A 15,348-nucleotide genomic window follows, 5' to 3' on the forward strand; every position below is an offset into this window, starting at 1 on the left:
ATGGTGCCTTCCGATTTGCGCTGCCGGTGATATGCGCAAAGCCAGATGCCTCTGGCAATCCCCGGGCGTGCGCATATGTTCAGCCCATGACATTGATGATCCCCTTCGACAACAGCTATGCCCGCCTGCCCGATGCCTTCTATACACGGCTGGAGCCGCAGCCGGTGGCGGCGCCGCATCTGCTGGCCTTCAACACCGATCTGGCCCGACTCATGGGGATCACCCCCGGTGAGGTCACAGAGATGGCGCAAGTCTTTGCAGGCAACGCCATCCCCGAGGGGGCCACGCCGCTGTCACAGCTCTATTCCGGTCATCAGTTTGGCAATTACAACCCGCAACTGGGTGACGGGCGCGCGGTTCTGCTGGGCGAAACGGTGGGCACGGACGGGGTGCGCCGTGACATCCAGCTCAAAGGATCGGGGCGCACGCCTTATTCGCGGGGCGGAGACGGGCGTGCCTGGCTGGGGCCGGTGCTACGGGAATATGTGGTGTCCGAGGCGATGCACGCGCTTGGTATCCCCACCACGCGGGCGCTGGCGGCGGTTGAAACCGGCGAGCAGGTATATCGCGAAACCGCCTTGCCCGGCGCTGTGCTGACGCGCGTGGCCTCCAGCCATCTGCGTGTGGGCACCTTTCAGGTCTTCGCCGCGCGTGGGCAAACCGACAACCTCAAGCGCCTGACAGACTATGCGATTGAGCGCCACTATCCGCAGGCCGACGGGCCGATGGGATTGCTGCGTGCGGTGAGCGAGGCGCAGGCGCGGCTGATCGCGCAGTGGATGGCGGTGGGCTTTATCCACGGTGTGATGAACACCGACAATTGCTCGATCGCCGGAGAGACCATCGATTACGGCCCCTGCGCCTTCATGGACAGCTATCATCCCAACACGGTCTACAGCTCGATCGACCGGATGGGGCGCTATGCCTATTCGAATCAGGCCGATATCGTGGTCTGGAACATGGCGCAGTTTGCGACCGCGCTGATCCAGCAGATGGACAGCCGCGATGCGGGCGTCGAAGAGGCGACCGAGATCGTGCATGCGATGCCCGGATTGCTGCAATCCGAATGGCTGACCCGGTTCCGCGCCAAGCTGGGACTGACGCAACAGGAAGAGGGCGATCAGGCCATGATCGCCGATCTCTTGACCCGCATGGCCGAGAACCAGGCGGATTTCACCAACACGTTCCGCGCGCTTGGCACCGGTGAGGCTCGCGATCAGTTCCTCGACCCTGAGGCGTATGACGCATGGGAGCCCGGCTGGAAAGACCGATCCGAGCGGGAGGCGGACCCGGCAGCGGTGCTGCGCGCCGCGAACCCTTCGGTTATTCCCCGCAATCACCGCATCGAACAGATGATCGAGGCTGCGGTCGCGGGCGATTATGCGCCATTCCACCGGTTGAACGCGGTCCTGTCGCAACCCTTTGACGATCACCCCGATGATGCCGATCTGACCCGGCCACCGGCTGAGAGCGAAGTGGTTCAAGCGACATTCTGCGGCACCTGAGCAATCTTGCATCCGCAGCGACCTCATCGCAAAAAGAACCGGCCTCGCTGAACCGGACCCCTCATGCGCCAAACCGCTACGCTGCGCCTTGCCAGCTACAACATTCAGAAATGCGTCGGGCTCGACCTGCGGCGCCAGCCGCGGCGTATCCTGCAGGTGCTGGACCGGTTGGGCGCGCAGATCGTGGTGCTGCAAGAGGCCGACAAGCGCCTGCCGCCGCGCCCGGCGGCGCTGCCGCATTTTGTGCTGGATGAGGCCGGCTGGCAGATCGCTGATCTGGGCGGGGCGGGGTCTCTGGGCTGGCACGGCAATGCGGTGATTTGGAAAGGCGACGGAATCACGGTCGACACGTTGGCCCATCACGATCTGCCGGGGTTTGAGCCGCGCGGCGCGGTGCGGGTGGAACTGGCAACGCCCATCGGCCCGCTCAGGGTGGTTGGGCTGCATCTGGGGCTGCTGGCGCAGTCGCGCCGACATCAGGTCACCCATCTGGCGCAGGACATTGCCGCGCTGCCGGTGATGCCCACGGTCTGGGCCGGGGATTTCAACGACTGGTCGCGCCAGCCCAGCCTTGACCGGCTTGCCCCCAGCATGCGCTTTCTGCGGCCCTTGCCCAGCTTTCCCGCCCTGCGGCCGTTGGGCCCGTTGGACCGGATCGCACTGGGGCCGGAACTGGAAGCCGTGCGGCACGAGGTCTTTTCCGATCAACCCGCCCATATCGCCTCGGACCACCTGCCGGTCTGGGCGGATCTGCGACGGCGCGATTGAGCTCGGGTTTTGAGCGAAATCCGGTGGCGCTGCGAGGCGCAAGGCATTAAACCGGGGACCCAGACGGAGCAGAGGGCGAACTATGTCCAGTACGATCATAACCAGATGTGAGGCCAAAGGGCTGCGTCTGACCGGGCAACGCCGCGTCATCGCAAAAGTGCTGGAGGAAAGCGCCGATCACCCCGATGTCGAAGAGCTCTATGCCCGCGCCATCGCCATTGATCCGGGCATCTCCATCGCCACCGTCTATCGCACCGTCAAACTGTTCGACGAGGCGGGCATTCTGGACCGGCTGGAATTCGGTGACGGGCGCGCGCGTTATGAGGATGCCGAACGCGATCACCATGACCACCTGATCGACATGAACTCGGGCGAGGTGATCGAATTTGTCGACCCCGAGATCGAGGCGCTGCAGGAAAAAATCGCCGCCAAGCTGGGCTATGAGCTGCGTGGTCACAAGCTGGAACTTTACGGCGTCCCGCTGCGAAAACGCTGAGGCGGGCTTGCGCATTCCGGCCAAAGCCTGCACTGGGTTCTCCGACGATCCCGCAGGAGAACCGAGATGAGCAAGATAGGCGCAAACCTGCGCGGTGCGACCTTGATGACGCTGGCGATGCTGGGCTTTGCGATCGAGGATATGTTCATCAAGTTGATGGCTGAACTGCTGCCCACCTGGCAGATATTGGCGGTTCTGGGCACAGGCGGCGCGCTCGTCTTTGCCGCGATGACCAAGATCAGCGGTCAGCCGCTCTGGACGCGGGCCTATCTGAAGGGGCCGGTTCTGCTGCGCAATGTGGCCGAGATTGTCGGCACGGTTGGCTTTGTGACCGCCATTGCGCTGACCCCGATTTCGCAGGCATCGGCCATATTGCAGGCGACGCCGCTGGTGGTGACCCTCGGGGCCGCGCTGTTTCTGGGCGAGCAGGTTGGCCTGCGCCGCTGGAGCGCGGTTATGATCGGGTTTCTGGGCGTGTTGCTGGTGATCCGTCCGGGCACCGAAGGTTTTGACGCCAAATCTCTTTTTGCAGTGCAGGGCGTGATCGGTCTGGCGGTGCGCGATGTGGTAACGCGGCGCGTGGGTGCCGAAACCTCATCGCTGCAGCTCAGCTTTCTGGCCTTTCTGACCTTGATCCCTTCCGCCGTGATCCTGGCCCTTTTTAGCGACCGGCCCTTTGTCCCGACCTCGCTAGACCTCTGGGTCATATTTGCGGTCTTCATCCTGATTGCGGCGGCGGCTTATCTGGCGATTGTTGCCTCGATGCGGGTCGGTGAGGTTTCATTCGTGACCCCGTTTCGCTATTCGCGCATCGTATTTGCCCTGATCATTGGCATGACCGTGTTCCGCGAAAGGCCGGATATGATGATGCTGATCGGGGTTGCAGTGATCGTCGGGGCAGGCATCTATGTGATCTGGCGCGAGCGTTTGGCGGGCACTCAAGCCGAAAAAGATGCAATTCCCGGGATTTGAGCCGCGATCAGGTGTGGTTTCCTGCGGGTCAACTCTGTTAAGACGCCCTCAATCAGGAACCAGCTGGGAAAAGAACATCATGAGCACGATAATCGACATTTATGGTCGTGAGATTTTGGACAGCCGGGGCAATCCGACGGTTGAGGTGGATGTCGTGCTCGAAGATGGCACGATGGGCCGCGCCGCGGTGCCCTCGGGTGCCTCGACCGGGGCCTATGAGGCGGTCGAAAAGCGCGACGGTGACAAGGCGCGCTATCTCGGCAAAGGCGTGCTGGAGGCGGTGGCCGCCGTCAACGGCGAGATCGCCGAGGCGTTGGTGGGCTTTGACGCCACCGAGCAGGAAGCCATCGACGGCACCATGATTGAACTGGACGGCACGCCGAACAAGGCGCGTCTGGGCGCCAATGCGATCCTCGGCGTCAGCTTGGCCGTGGCCCGTGCAGCGGCTGATTTCACCACCCAGCCGCTTTATCGCTATGTGGGCGGCACCCAGGCGCGGGTGCTGCCGGTGCCGATGATGAACATCATCAATGGCGGCGAACATGCCGACAACCCGATCGACATTCAGGAATTCATGATCATGCCGGTCGCGGCGGATAACATCCGCGACGCGGTCCGCATGGGCTCCGAAGTGTTCCACACGCTGAAGAAAGAGCTGTCGGCGGCGGGCCTGTCCACCGGGATCGGCGATGAGGGTGGTTTTGCGCCCAACCTGTCCAGCACCCGCGACGCGCTGGATTTCATCCTGAAATCCATCGAGAAAGCGGGTTACAAACCGGGCGACGATATCTACCTGGCGCTCGATTGTGCGGCGACGGAATACTACAAGGACGGCAATTATGTCCTGTCCGGCGAAGGAAAAACCCTGACCTCGGAAGAAAACGCGGCCTATCTGGCGGCGCTGGTCAATGACTATCCGATCATTTCGATCGAAGATGGCATGTCCGAGGATGACTGGGACGGCTGGAAAGCGCTGACCGACGCCATTGGCGACAAGGTGCAACTGGTGGGCGATGACCTGTTCGTGACCAACCCCGAACGTCTGGCGATGGGGATCGAGCGCGGCTGCGCCAACTCGATGCTGGTGAAAGTGAACCAGATCGGCACGCTCAGCGAGACCCTGCGCGCGGTGGAAATGGCGCACCGGGCGCGGATGACCAATGTGATGAGCCACCGCTCGGGCGAGACCGAGGATTCCACCATCGCCGATCTGGCGGTGGCGACCAATTGCGGTCAGATCAAAACCGGCTCGCTGGCCCGCTCGGACCGGCTGGCCAAATACAACCAATTGATCCGCATCGAGGAAGCGCTGGGAGAGACCGCGCAATATGCAGGGCATTCTATCCTGCGCGGTTGAGTTAAGCAGCGTGAAGACATCCAAAACCCCGGTCGATTGGCCGGGGATTTTGCTTTTGCGGGCGCTGCGGCGGGTCTGTCGCTGCCGACAAGCCACCGGACAGAACCGGATCAGACCGCCGCAACGTCATCCTGAAAATTGATTGGGATCAAGGACCGCGCCTGTGCTCAAGTGGCAGATTTTGCGCATGACTTCAAAAGAGGAAGCGCAAATGACCCCCTTTACAAAAGCCCTGCTTGCCGCCGTTGCAACCCTTGCCCTGTTGGGCGCTTGCGTCAAAGAAGACACCTATCCTGTCACGGGTGAGCAATGCGGTCCGGAAGATCCGGTCAAGGAACTGGATGCCGCCGATTGTTATGTCCCGCCCGCAGGTATCTAGCGGTTTCCAGGACAGACTCTTGACTCGGCCTGTCACCCCAGCGAACGGCTCATAAGCATGTAGCGTTCGCGCGATTTGAACCCGCTGCGCAGATAGAGCTTCTGCGCGGCGGAATCTTCGCGGTCGACCTCAAGATGAACCGCCTTGATCCCCCCTGTCGCAAGCGCCTTTGGCAGTTCCAGCAGTGTTTCGCTGGCAATGCCGCGGCGTCGGACCGCAGGGCGGATATAGATCTCATCCACAAACGCGTCCATGCCGCCAAATTCCACCGACCAGCCGAAGGTCAGGATGATATAGCCCAGCGGCGCGCGGGCCGGGCCGATCAGGTAGATGCAGCCATGGGGGATGCCCTGCAGCAGCGGTAGCAAGGCCGCGTGCCGATGCTCTTCGTCCTGATCAATGCCCATTTCGGCGTGAAAGGCCGCAACAAGGCCCATGAGCCGGGGCAGATCCTCTGGCTGGGCGAGGCGGAGTTGCGCGCTCATGTCTGACGCTCCAATGCTGTGCGTTCGGTTTTATCGATCCAGCCGGATTTGCACGCGCCATAAGCCCTGTGATCGCCCGGGTGCAGAGCGGCGCATCTGGCCTTGACCGAGCTGTAAGCCGCCCTGAGAGCTGCGTTCTGACGCAGCGCGTCGCGGAAGGCAAGATGGCGGGTTATTTCTGCCGATCCGGCGGCATAACAATGCGCGTGGATCAGACGCGTTCCTGTTTCCGGGTCGTCGCGACGCATATAACGCCGCCCGGGCAGCCCAAACGCGCCCATCCATTCGTAGCCAAGCGCTTCGATAGGCTGGCGCGCCGCGTCGCAGGCCTCAAGCCGCTCGAAAACCGGCAGCAGATCGATGATCGGTTTGGCGGGCAGTCCGGGGACGGCGGTCGAGCCGATATGATGGATCGCGATCAGGCCCTGCATGCCGGAGCTGCGCCAGCGTTCAGCCTCGGCCTGCGCCTGGGCGGGCCAGGTCGGATCAGGGGCCGAAAGCAGGCTCATAGCCGGGCCAGACGCTCGGTCAGCAGCTCAAAGAAACCGTCCGCGTCGATCTCGCCCATGAACATCGCGTTGGGTGTGCGGCCCGTTACGCGCCACCAGTCGGCGACCGTCATGCCGAGGGTCAGTTCCGACTGCGTTTCGATTTCCACATTGATATGGCGGCCCGAAAACAGCTCAGGGCGTATCAGATAGGCGGTCACGCAGGGATCATGCAGGGGCGCGCCGTCGGAGCCATATTTTTCCTTGTCGAAGCGTTCGAAAAAGTCCGTCATCTCGGCGACGGCATGGCCGATCTTGCTGTTCAACGCGCGGAAGGCGTCATTGCGGTGTGGTGTGACCAGAGCATCATGGGTGACATCCAGCGGCATCACAACAATATGAATGCCGGATTTGAAAACGATATCAGCGGCTTCAGGGTCGACATAGATGTTGAATTCAGCAGCGGGCGTGATGTTACCCACCTCGAAATAGGCGCCGCCCATCAACACGATCTCCTGCACCCGCGGGATGATATCGGGCGCCTTTTGGAAAGCGCTGGCGATATTGGTGAGCGGCCCCAGAGGGCAGAGCGTGACCGTGCCCGAAGGTTCGCGGCGCAGCGTGTCGATGATGAAATCGACCGCATGGCCTTCGGCCAGCGGCATCTCTGGGTCGGGCAGCACCGGCCCGTCGAGGCCTGTCTTGCCATGCACATGTTCCGCCGTGACCAGCTTGCGTTTGAGCGGCGCGTCACACCCCGCATAGACCGGCACATCAGGATGGCCCGCCAACTCACAGACAATGCGGGCATTTTTGGCGGTCAGACGCAGCGGCACATTGCCTGCAACGGCGGTGATGCCCAGCACATCGATCTCGTCGGGGCTGGCCAGCGCCAGCAGGATCGCAACGGCGTCATCCTGTCCGGGATCGGTGTCGATAATGATCTTGCGGGCGGTCATGGGCGGCTCCTGTCAGCTGCGGCGGGACAGTCGCATCGGGGCCGCGCCCTGTCCAGAGGGTGTGTGCGGCACAAGCCGGGAACCGCCATCAGGCGGTCTGTCGCGCCGCCTGTTTTTCTTCGTGCTTGACCTCGTCCCAGAGCGCATCCATCTCGGCCAGATCGCTTTCTGACGGGGTTCTGCCGCGCAGCGCCAGCCGGTCTTCGACGGCGGCAAAGCGACGGGTGAACTTGGCGTTGGTGCGGCGCAGGGCGGCTTCGGGCTCGATCCCCAGATGGCGGCCCAGATTGACCATCACGAAGAGCAGATCGCCAAACTCATCCTCCAGCGCGTCGGGGTCCTTGGCGTTGCGCGCCTCTTCCAGCTCGGCGGCCTCTTCGGTGATCTTGGCCAGCACATGACTGGCATCGGGCCAGTCAAAGCCGACGCGGGCGGCGCGTTTCTGCAGCTTATGGGCGCGCAGCAGAGCGGGCAGATTGGCGGCCACCCCGTCCAGCGCACCCTTCTGTTCCTTGCCCGCGCGCTCTGCCGCTTTGATGGTTTCCCAGTCCAGCGTCTGCTGTTCGGCGGATTTGTCGCGGGATTCGTCGCCGAAGACATGCGGGTGGCGGTCGACCATCTTGTCGGACATGGTGCGCACCACGTCCTGAAAGGTGAAATGGCCCGCCTCGCTGGCCATCTGCGCGTGAAAGACCGACTGGAACAGCAGATCGCCCAGCTCGCCCTTCAACTCGTCCCAGGCCTCTCGTTCGATGGCGTCGGCAACCTCATAGGCCTCTTCGATCGTGTAAGGGGCGATGGTGGCGAAATCCTGTTCGATATCCCAGGGGCAGCCGGTCTCGGGATCGCGCAGGCGGCGCATGATTTCCAGCAACCGCTCGATCCCGGCATCGCTGTCATTGATCAAAGCATTATCTGTCATTGCGGCGGCCCCTGTTCCGGTGTCTGATGCATCAATTCCCGACGTTGACGCAGGAGTCCACCCCATGCCCGTTGTAAACCGCATTGCCGATTATGCGAGCGACATGACGGCATGGCGTCAGCATCTGCATACTATCCCCGAACTCGGGCTGGATTGCCCCAAGACCTCGGCGTTTGTGGCGGCGAAGCTGCGCGCGTTTGGGGTGGATGAGCTGCATGAGGGGATCGCCCGCACGGGGCTTGTCGCGATCATCAACGGGCGTGGTGACGGGGCGACCATTGGCTTGCGCGCCGATATGGATGGGTTGCCGATCACTGAGGCGACGGGGCTGGATTATGCCTCGGAGCATGAGGGGTGCATGCATGCCTGCGGCCATGACGGCCATACCACGATGTTACTGGGGGCCGCGCGCTATCTGGCCGAGACGCGCAATTTCGCGGGACGCGTCGCGCTGATCTTCCAGCCCGCCGAAGAGGCTGGCGGCGGCGCGGAAATCATGGTGCAGGAGGGCATCATGAACCGGTTCGATATTAGCGAAGTCTACGCGCTGCATAATGCGCCGGGCTTTGGCGAAGGCGGGTTTTATACCACGCCCGGTCCGATCATGGCGGCGGTGGATACGTTCCACGTGCATGTGAAGGGCGTCGGCGGGCACGGCGCCATGCCGCATGAGGCCCGAGACCCGGTGATGGCCGCCTGCGGCATCGCGCAGGCGCTTCAGACCATCGTCAGCCGCAACCATTATGCGCTGGATGATCTCGTGATCTCGGTGACGCAAATCCATGCCGGGACGGTGGACAATGTGATCCCCGACACCGCCTATCTGAACGGCACCATCCGGACCTTCGACCCGGCGGTGCAGGCGATGGTGCAGGGGCGCATGGAACAGATCGTGGCCGGGCAGGCGGCCAGTTACGGGGTCGAGGCACGCTTGGACTATGAGATCGGCTATCCGGCAACCATCAACCACCCCGATAAGACGCGGTTTGCCGCCGCGGTTGCGCGTGACGTTGCAGGCGAGCATCGGGTGATCCCGGATACGGGGCGCGAGATGGGGGCAGAGGATTTTTCCTACATGCTGCAGGCCCGGCCCGGCGCTTACCTGTTTCTGGGACAGGGCGATAGCTCAGGGCTGCACCATCCCGAATACAATTTCAACGATCAGGTGGCACCGATCGGGGCGTCGTTCTTTGCCCGCCTGGTCGAAACGGCGCAACCGCTGGCGCGGTAGGGAAGGGTATTTGGGAATGGCACTGGAAGATGCAAAAAATCAGGTGGATGAGGCCTTTACCCGCACCGATCTGCGCGGGCCGTCTTTCGAGAACACATTTGGCGGGGCGACCTCGTTCCTGCGGCGCAAATACACCAAGGATCTGCGCGGCGTCGATATCGCGGTGACCGGCGTGCCCTTCGATCAGGCGGCGACCAATCGGCCCGGCACGCGGCTGGGCCCGCGCGCGATCCGCGAAGCCAGCGCGCTGCAATCGCCCGATGCGCCCTATGGCTGGCCTTTTGATGCGCTGAGCGAGCTGGCCATCGTCGATTATGGCGATGTCGCCTTCGATTATGCCAATGTGCCCGCCTTTCCCGATACCGTAAGCGATCATATCCGAGGCATTCTGGCGGCGAACGTCGCCTCGGTCACTTTGGGGGGTGATCACTATATCAGCTTCCCAATTCTCAAGGCCTATGCCGAAAAATACGGGCCGATGTCGCTGCTGCAATTTGACGCCCATACCGACACCTGGGTCGACGACGACATGACCCGAGTCGATCATGGCACCATGTTCTACAAGGCGGTGAAATCGGGGCTGGTGGACCCGGTGCGCTCGGTTCAGGTGGGGATCAGAACCACCAATGACGACACGCTGGGCGTGAACATCATCGACGCGCGCGAGGTTTACGAGGCCGGGCCAGCCGCCACGGCGCGCAAGATCAAGGAGATTCTGGGTGACCACCCGGTCTATCTGAGCTTTGATATCGACGGGCTGGACCCGGCCTTTGCGCCCGGCACCGGCACCCCGGTCTGGGGCGGGATGAGCTCGATCCAATCCTCGATCATCCTGCGCGACATCGCCGGGATCAACATCAAGGGCGGCGACGTGGTCGAGGTCTCGCCCCCCTTCGACACTACCGGGGCGACGGCCATCGCCGGCGCCCATATCGCCACCGAGATCATCTGCCTGCTGGGATGGAACAAATTCAGATGAAGGGCACTCTGCGCGGGGTTATCGGCGCTGTTGCTCCGGTTGGTGTGCTGGTGCGCAGCCCGATCTTTCGGGGTCTTAACATTTGGTTAGTCATACTTCCGGTATTCGCTGTAGTTGGCAATAAGACCGGGTGGGAGAAGCAAAGAGCATGAGCGAGTTCAACCAACCCATCAGCGGCAATGATCTGGCGCGGTTTTCCGGACCCAACACCTTCATGCGGCTGCCGCAGGCGACCAATTTGGACGGGCTGGACGTGGCCGTGCTGGGTATTCCGATGGATATCGGCACCTCTTGGCGGTCGGGCACGCGGTTCGGACCCAAGCAGATCCGGGCGGAAAGCGCGATGATCCGGCCTTATAACATGGCCACCGGGGCAGCGCCCTTCGAAAGTTTGCAGGTCGCTGATATCGGTGATCTGGCGATCAACACGTTCTCGTTGTCCGACAGTCTGAAGATTATCCGCGACAGTTATTCCTCGATCCTGAGCTCTGACGTGATCCCGGTGGCGATGGGGGGCGATCACTCGATCACCCTGCCGATCCTGCGCGCTATTGCAGCCAAACACGGCCCTGTAGCGCTGGTCCATGTGGATGCCCATGCCGATGTGAATGACGATATGTTCGGCGAGCGCGAGACCCATGGCACCGTCTTTCGCCGCGCTTATGAAGAGGGGCTGATCCAGCCCGACCGGACCTATCAGATCGGCATTCGCGGCTCGGGCTATGCCGCGACGGATTTCAGTGAGGCGCAGGGCTGGGGGTTCCGGCAATTCCCGGCCTGGGATCTCTGGCACAAGAGCCTGGCACCGCTGGGAGTCGAGATTTGCAAGGAGATCGGAGAGAGGCCCGTTTATGTCACCTATGATATCGACAGCCTCGATCCGGCCTATGCGCCCGGCACCGGCACACCTGAGATTGGCGGGCTGACCACGCCGCAGGCGTTGGAGCTGATCCATGCGCTGAGCGCGGCCAATATCGTCGGTTGCGATCTGGTCGAGGTCTCGCCGCCTTATGATCCGTCCGGGAACACCGCGCTGACTGCGGCAAATCTACTCTATGAGCTGATTTGCGTTCTGCCTGGTGTTGCGGCGCGCTAGGCTGGGTCTCGCCGCAATGGCCACAACCATGAGGAACCGGGCTTGGGACGGATCGCGATGCTGATTTGGGTGCTGTTGATCGCCGTTGTTGTGGTTCTGGGCTATATCCGCCTTGCGCCGTCTGAGGTGACAGAATGGCACGTGGCCCCGGTTGGGGACAGCGATGCTGATACGCGCGGCAGTGTGTTGCGGGTGCTGCAGGCGGGGCCGGAGGCGCTCAAACAGTTCGATGAGGTGGCGCGCGCCGATCCGGGTACCAGGGTGCTGGCCGGATCGCTCGATCAGGGGATGATCACCTATATCACCCGCAGCAAGGTCTTTGGTTTTCCCGACTACACCACGGCGCAACAACAGGGTGAGATATTGCGCATTTATGCAAGGCTGCGCTTTGGCAGGTCTGACCTCGGCGTCAATCGCGCGCGGGTCGAAGCCTGGATCGCGCAGATGCCGTCAGGAGGATAAGCAGCCCTTCTGAACCTCGCGCCACATCGGTACGTTCAGCGACATCTGGCATTGCGCCATGAACATACGCCCATCGACCTGCATGCAGATTGTCTGCCCCAACTCGATGCGCGACCCGCTCTTGTCGGTGCAATAACAGTCCTGAACCTTGCCGCCGGGACCCGTGACATCGGCCAGAACCGGGCTGGCGATCAGCAGAAAAACAAACAGGTGTCGTATCATGGCCGGAAGCCTAGCACAGTCTAAGCTCTTGACCAAAGCCCCGCGATATCGGACACCGCCGGGATGGTTCCTGAAGAACGACTAGAACAGATTACCCAAAGGTTTCAGTACCTCGAAGCGGCCATGGCCGATGGCGCGGCGGGCGGTGATATCGCCCGGCTGGCAAAGGAGTATTCCGATCTGAAACCGGTGGTGGACCAGATCGCCGCCTGGCGTCAGATTCTCGCCGATCTGGCCGAGGCCGAGGCCATGCTGTCGGACCCCGACATGAAGGAACTCGCCGAAGAGGAACTGCCCGCCCTGCGCGAACAGCTGCCGCAGGCCGAGCACGCGTTGCAACTGGCTTTGCTGCCCCGCGACGAGGCCGATGCGCGCGCCGCGATGCTGGAAATCCGTCCCGGTACCGGAGGGGATGAGGCGGCCTTGTTCGCCGGGGACCTCCTGCGCATGTATCAGCGCTTTTGCGAGGCGCGCGGCTGGAAATTCGAGATTGTCGAGGAGCAGGTCACCGAACTAGGCGGCATCAAAGAGGTTGTGGTGCATATCAAGGGCGAGAATGTCTTTGCCCGGATGAAATACGAATCCGGCGTGCACCGGGTCCAGCGGGTGCCGACCACCGAAAGCGGCGGGCGTATCCATACCTCGGCGGCCACCGTGGCCGTGCTGCCTGAGGCCGAGGATGTCGATGTGCAGATCGACGCCAACGATCTGCGGATCGACACGATGCGCAGTTCCGGGGCAGGGGGGCAGCATGTGAACACCACCGATTCCGCCGTGCGGATCACCCATATCCCCAGCGGCATCGTGGTCACCAGCTCCGAGAAATCCCAGCACCGCAACCGCGAGATCGCCATGCAGGTGCTCAAGACCCGGCTCTATGATCTGGAACGCCAGCGGATCGACAGCGAACGCTCGGCGGATCGGGCCAGCCAGGTGGGCTCGGGCGACCGGTCGGAGCGCATCCGAACCTATAATTTTCCGCAAGGCCGCATGACCGACCATCGGATCAACCTGACGCTCTACAAGCTCGATCAGGTGATGCAGGGCGATCTGGATGAGGTGATCGATGCGCTGACCGCCGATGATCAGGCGCGGCTGCTGGCCGAGATGGGCCAATGACCACGGCGCAGACAGCCGCGCAGGCGATGGTTGCGGCCACAGCCCGGTTGCGGGCCGCAGGCGTGCCCAACCCAGCCCGCGACGCGCGGGTGCTGCTGGCCCATGCCGCGCGGATCGAGGCCAGCCGCGTGACGCTCATCGCGCCCGAGGATCTGGCTCTCGAGATTGCCGAGCGCTACGACCATCTGATCGCCCTGCGCGCCATACGGGTGCCGGTCTCGCACCTGCTGGGCGAGCGGGAATTCTATGGCCGCCGCTTCAAGCTGAGCCGCGACGTGCTGGACCCGCGCCCCGAAACCGAAACCCTGATCGAGGTGGCGCTGTCGCTGCCGTTTGAGCGAGTGCTGGATCTGGGCGTGGGCTCGGGCTGTATTCTGGTGACGCTGCTGGCCGAACGCCCCGATGCCACCGGGATCGGCGTTGATTTGAGTGAGGCCGCCTGCCTGCAGGCCAGCGCCAATGCGGTGCTGCACCGGGTCGAGGATCGAGCCGAGATCAGGCGCTCGGACTGGTTCGGTGCGGTTCAAGGCAAGTTCGATCTGATCGTCGCCAACCCGCCTTATATCGCGCTGGATGAAATGCCCGGCCTCGCCGCCGAAGTGCGCGAACATGAGCCGGAAATGGCGCTGACCGATGGCGGGGACGGGCTGGAGGCCTATCGCCAGATCGCTGCCTCGGCCTGCGATTTTCTGGAGCCCGGAGGACGCCTGATCCTTGAGATAGGCGCCACACAGGCAGAGGCGGTTAGCGCTCTGGTGCAAGCGGCGGGGCTGGCGCAGGTGCAGGCGATCCGCGATCTTTCCGGCCATGACCGGGTCATTCAGGCGCAACATCCCGGCTGAAACCGGCTCTCTCAAGCGTCAAATAGCCATATCACGCGCAAATTTTCGTTTTTTTCGAACTGCCCTCTTGTTTGTGGCGGCAGGACGTGTTTACTCAGACATGTCGCAGCGGATGAGGCATTAGGCTCGCCCGCGACACCAAGCCCAAAAAGTCGATACCCGGCGCAAGTGGTCGCATGAAGCGGAAAACAGGGTGGTCGACATTCGAAAGACAAGGCTGACTAAAACAAAATGAGATCGTCCAAATCCCGTTCGCGGTCGAAGAACAACCGTAACCGGCCCTCTGGTGGCAATGTCGTCAATCGCGTGTTTGACAGCTCCGGCCCCGAAGGCAAGGTGCGCGGTACGCCGCAGCAGATCATTGATAAATACAACCAGCTTGCCCGCGATGCGCAGCTTGCCAATGACCGCGTGGCCACCGAGAACTTCCAGCAGCATGCCGAACATTACCTGCGGCTTCTGAGCGAAGCGCAGCGTGAGATGGATGCGCGGCGCGAAGAGCAGGAGCGCCAGAACCGCGAACGCCAGGCAGAGCGCGACCGCGAACGCGCGGAACGTCAGGAGCGCGAAGCGGCGGCCCCGGCTCCGGCGCAACCTGCCCCCGTTGTCGACCCGGCAGAAACGACGCAGCCCGATGTTCTGGACGTGGCGGGTGAGGATCAGTCGGGCGATAGCGGATTGGTCGAAACGCCGGAAAGCAAGCCCAAGAAACCGGCGCGCCGACCTCGGACCCGCAAGCCTAAAGCCAGTGACAGCGCCGAGGCCACGACGCCCGCCGCTGACTCCGGTGACGCGCCCGAAGCGGCAGAATAAGATCGAAAAAACTGCGTTGGAACGCCTGCGGATCAAGCCGGGCGTTCTATTAGATGTGCGTTCTCGATTGCGCGCAGATGCGCGGGATCAGGACAGGATGAATGCCGCCAGCGCGCCGGTCACGCCGAAGGCGCAGGCAAAGATGACCAACTCAAGCACGGGAAAGACCGCGCCAGCGTCGCTGGCTTTGCGCGAAGACGCATCGCGCGCCGCTGAAAAAGCGTTGTTTGGGTGATGAATGGTTTTCAAAACG

At 62.5% G+C, this 15,348-nt stretch carries 19 protein-coding genes; 13 read left to right on the top strand and 6 right to left on the bottom strand.

Going from position 1 to position 15,348, the window contains the following annotated elements; genetic code table 11:
- Positions 1-86 precede the first annotated feature (86 nt).
- From Q5Y75_RS02380 to Q5Y75_RS02405, 6 genes are all read left to right on the top strand, one after another.
- Entirely contained in the window at positions 87-1,505 is a 1,419-nt protein-coding gene (locus Q5Y75_RS02380; protein ID WP_306193919.1) for a protein adenylyltransferase SelO, read from the top strand.
- 63 nt (positions 1,506-1,568) lie between these two features.
- Complete coding sequence (locus tag Q5Y75_RS02385; protein ID WP_306193921.1) at positions 1,569-2,273, top strand: endonuclease/exonuclease/phosphatase family protein; 705 nt, start codon at positions 1,569-1,571, stop codon at positions 2,271-2,273.
- 82 nt (positions 2,274-2,355) lie between these two features.
- Positions 2,356-2,769, top strand: coding sequence for a Fur family transcriptional regulator (locus tag Q5Y75_RS02390; protein WP_306193923.1), 414 nt, complete (start codon positions 2,356-2,358; stop codon positions 2,767-2,769).
- A 66-nt stretch (positions 2,770-2,835) separates the two neighbouring features.
- Positions 2,836-3,741: a DMT family transporter gene (locus tag Q5Y75_RS02395; RefSeq protein ID WP_306193925.1), complete on the top strand. Its 906-nt coding sequence runs from the start codon at positions 2,836-2,838 to the stop codon at positions 3,739-3,741.
- Between the two features lie 79 nt (positions 3,742-3,820).
- Positions 3,821-5,098 carry a phosphopyruvate hydratase gene (eno, locus tag Q5Y75_RS02400; RefSeq protein ID WP_306193927.1) on the top strand — a complete coding sequence of 426 codons (1,278 nt, stop codon included), beginning with the start codon at positions 3,821-3,823 and terminating at the stop codon, positions 5,096-5,098.
- Positions 5,099-5,309: 211 nt separating this feature from the next.
- On the top strand, positions 5,310-5,477 hold the full coding sequence (locus tag Q5Y75_RS02405) for a hypothetical protein (RefSeq protein ID WP_306193929.1): 168 nt from the start codon (positions 5,310-5,312) through the stop codon (positions 5,475-5,477).
- A gap of 32 nt (positions 5,478-5,509) precedes the next feature.
- On the opposite strand, the gene Q5Y75_RS02410 is transcribed toward Q5Y75_RS02405, so the two are convergent.
- From Q5Y75_RS02410 to mazG, 4 genes are all read right to left on the bottom strand, one after another.
- Entirely contained in the window at positions 5,510-5,962 is a 453-nt protein-coding gene (locus Q5Y75_RS02410) for a GNAT family N-acetyltransferase (protein WP_306193933.1), read from the bottom strand.
- Positions 5,959-6,471 (bottom strand): GrpB family protein, encoded by a 513-nt coding sequence (locus Q5Y75_RS02415; protein WP_306193936.1) that lies wholly within the window; start codon positions 6,469-6,471, stop codon positions 5,959-5,961. Before Q5Y75_RS02415 ends, Q5Y75_RS02410 begins: the two co-directional genes overlap by 4 nt.
- Entirely contained in the window at positions 6,468-7,409 is a 942-nt protein-coding gene (locus Q5Y75_RS02420; protein ID WP_306193939.1) for a nucleoside hydrolase, read from the bottom strand. The genes Q5Y75_RS02415 and Q5Y75_RS02420 overlap by 4 nt, the downstream gene beginning before the upstream one ends.
- Before the next feature lie 88 nt (positions 7,410-7,497).
- Entirely contained in the window at positions 7,498-8,331 is an 834-nt protein-coding gene (gene mazG, locus Q5Y75_RS02425) for a nucleoside triphosphate pyrophosphohydrolase (protein ID WP_306193941.1), read from the bottom strand.
- 64 nt (positions 8,332-8,395) lie between these two features.
- Between mazG and Q5Y75_RS02430 the strand changes: the two genes are divergently transcribed.
- The 4 genes from Q5Y75_RS02430 to Q5Y75_RS02445 all read left to right on the top strand — a co-directional run bounded on the left by Q5Y75_RS02430 (position 8,396) and on the right by Q5Y75_RS02445 (position 12,099).
- Positions 8,396-9,562 carry a M20 aminoacylase family protein gene (locus Q5Y75_RS02430; protein ID WP_306193943.1) on the top strand — a complete coding sequence of 389 codons (1,167 nt, stop codon included), beginning with the start codon at positions 8,396-8,398 and terminating at the stop codon, positions 9,560-9,562.
- A 16-nt stretch (positions 9,563-9,578) separates the two neighbouring features.
- A complete protein-coding gene (gene speB, locus Q5Y75_RS02435; protein ID WP_306193945.1) occupies positions 9,579-10,541 on the top strand; it encodes an agmatinase in 963 nt (320 codons plus the stop codon).
- Positions 10,542-10,689: 148 nt separating this feature from the next.
- Entirely contained in the window at positions 10,690-11,637 is a 948-nt protein-coding gene (gene speB / locus Q5Y75_RS02440; RefSeq protein WP_306193947.1) for an agmatinase, read from the top strand.
- Positions 11,638-11,679: 42 nt separating this feature from the next.
- On the top strand, positions 11,680-12,099 hold the full coding sequence (locus Q5Y75_RS02445; RefSeq protein WP_306193949.1) for a DUF1499 domain-containing protein: 420 nt from the start codon (positions 11,680-11,682) through the stop codon (positions 12,097-12,099).
- On the opposite strand, the gene Q5Y75_RS02450 is transcribed toward Q5Y75_RS02445, so the two are convergent.
- Complete coding sequence (locus Q5Y75_RS02450) at positions 12,088-12,321, bottom strand: hypothetical protein (protein WP_306193951.1); 234 nt, start codon at positions 12,319-12,321, stop codon at positions 12,088-12,090. The genes Q5Y75_RS02445 and Q5Y75_RS02450 overlap by 12 nt on opposite strands.
- Positions 12,322-12,384: 63 nt before the next feature.
- On the opposite strand from Q5Y75_RS02450, the gene prfA reads away from it, so the two are divergent.
- The 3 genes from prfA (at position 12,385) to Q5Y75_RS02465 (ending at position 15,095) form a co-directional block, all read left to right on the top strand.
- The gene (gene prfA, locus Q5Y75_RS02455; protein WP_306193953.1) at positions 12,385-13,440 is read left to right on the top strand and encodes a peptide chain release factor 1; all 1,056 of its coding nucleotides are present in this window, start codon (positions 12,385-12,387) and stop codon (positions 13,438-13,440) included.
- Positions 13,437-14,282: a peptide chain release factor N(5)-glutamine methyltransferase gene (prmC, locus tag Q5Y75_RS02460; protein ID WP_306193955.1), complete on the top strand. Its 846-nt coding sequence runs from the start codon at positions 13,437-13,439 to the stop codon at positions 14,280-14,282. The genes prfA and prmC overlap by 4 nt, the downstream gene beginning before the upstream one ends.
- 231 nt (positions 14,283-14,513) lie before the next feature.
- Positions 14,514-15,095 carry a DUF4167 domain-containing protein gene (locus Q5Y75_RS02465; protein ID WP_306193958.1) on the top strand — a complete coding sequence of 194 codons (582 nt, stop codon included), beginning with the start codon at positions 14,514-14,516 and terminating at the stop codon, positions 15,093-15,095.
- A gap of 87 nt (positions 15,096-15,182) precedes the next feature.
- On the opposite strand, the gene Q5Y75_RS02470 is transcribed toward Q5Y75_RS02465, so the two are convergent.
- Entirely contained in the window at positions 15,183-15,344 is a 162-nt protein-coding gene (locus Q5Y75_RS02470; protein WP_306193960.1) for a hypothetical protein, read from the bottom strand.
- Positions 15,345-15,348: the final 4 nt, after the last annotated feature.

This window comes from Ruegeria discodermiae (assembly GCF_030758345.1).
Classification (GTDB): Bacteria; Pseudomonadota; Alphaproteobacteria; order Rhodobacterales; family Rhodobacteraceae; genus Ruegeria_C.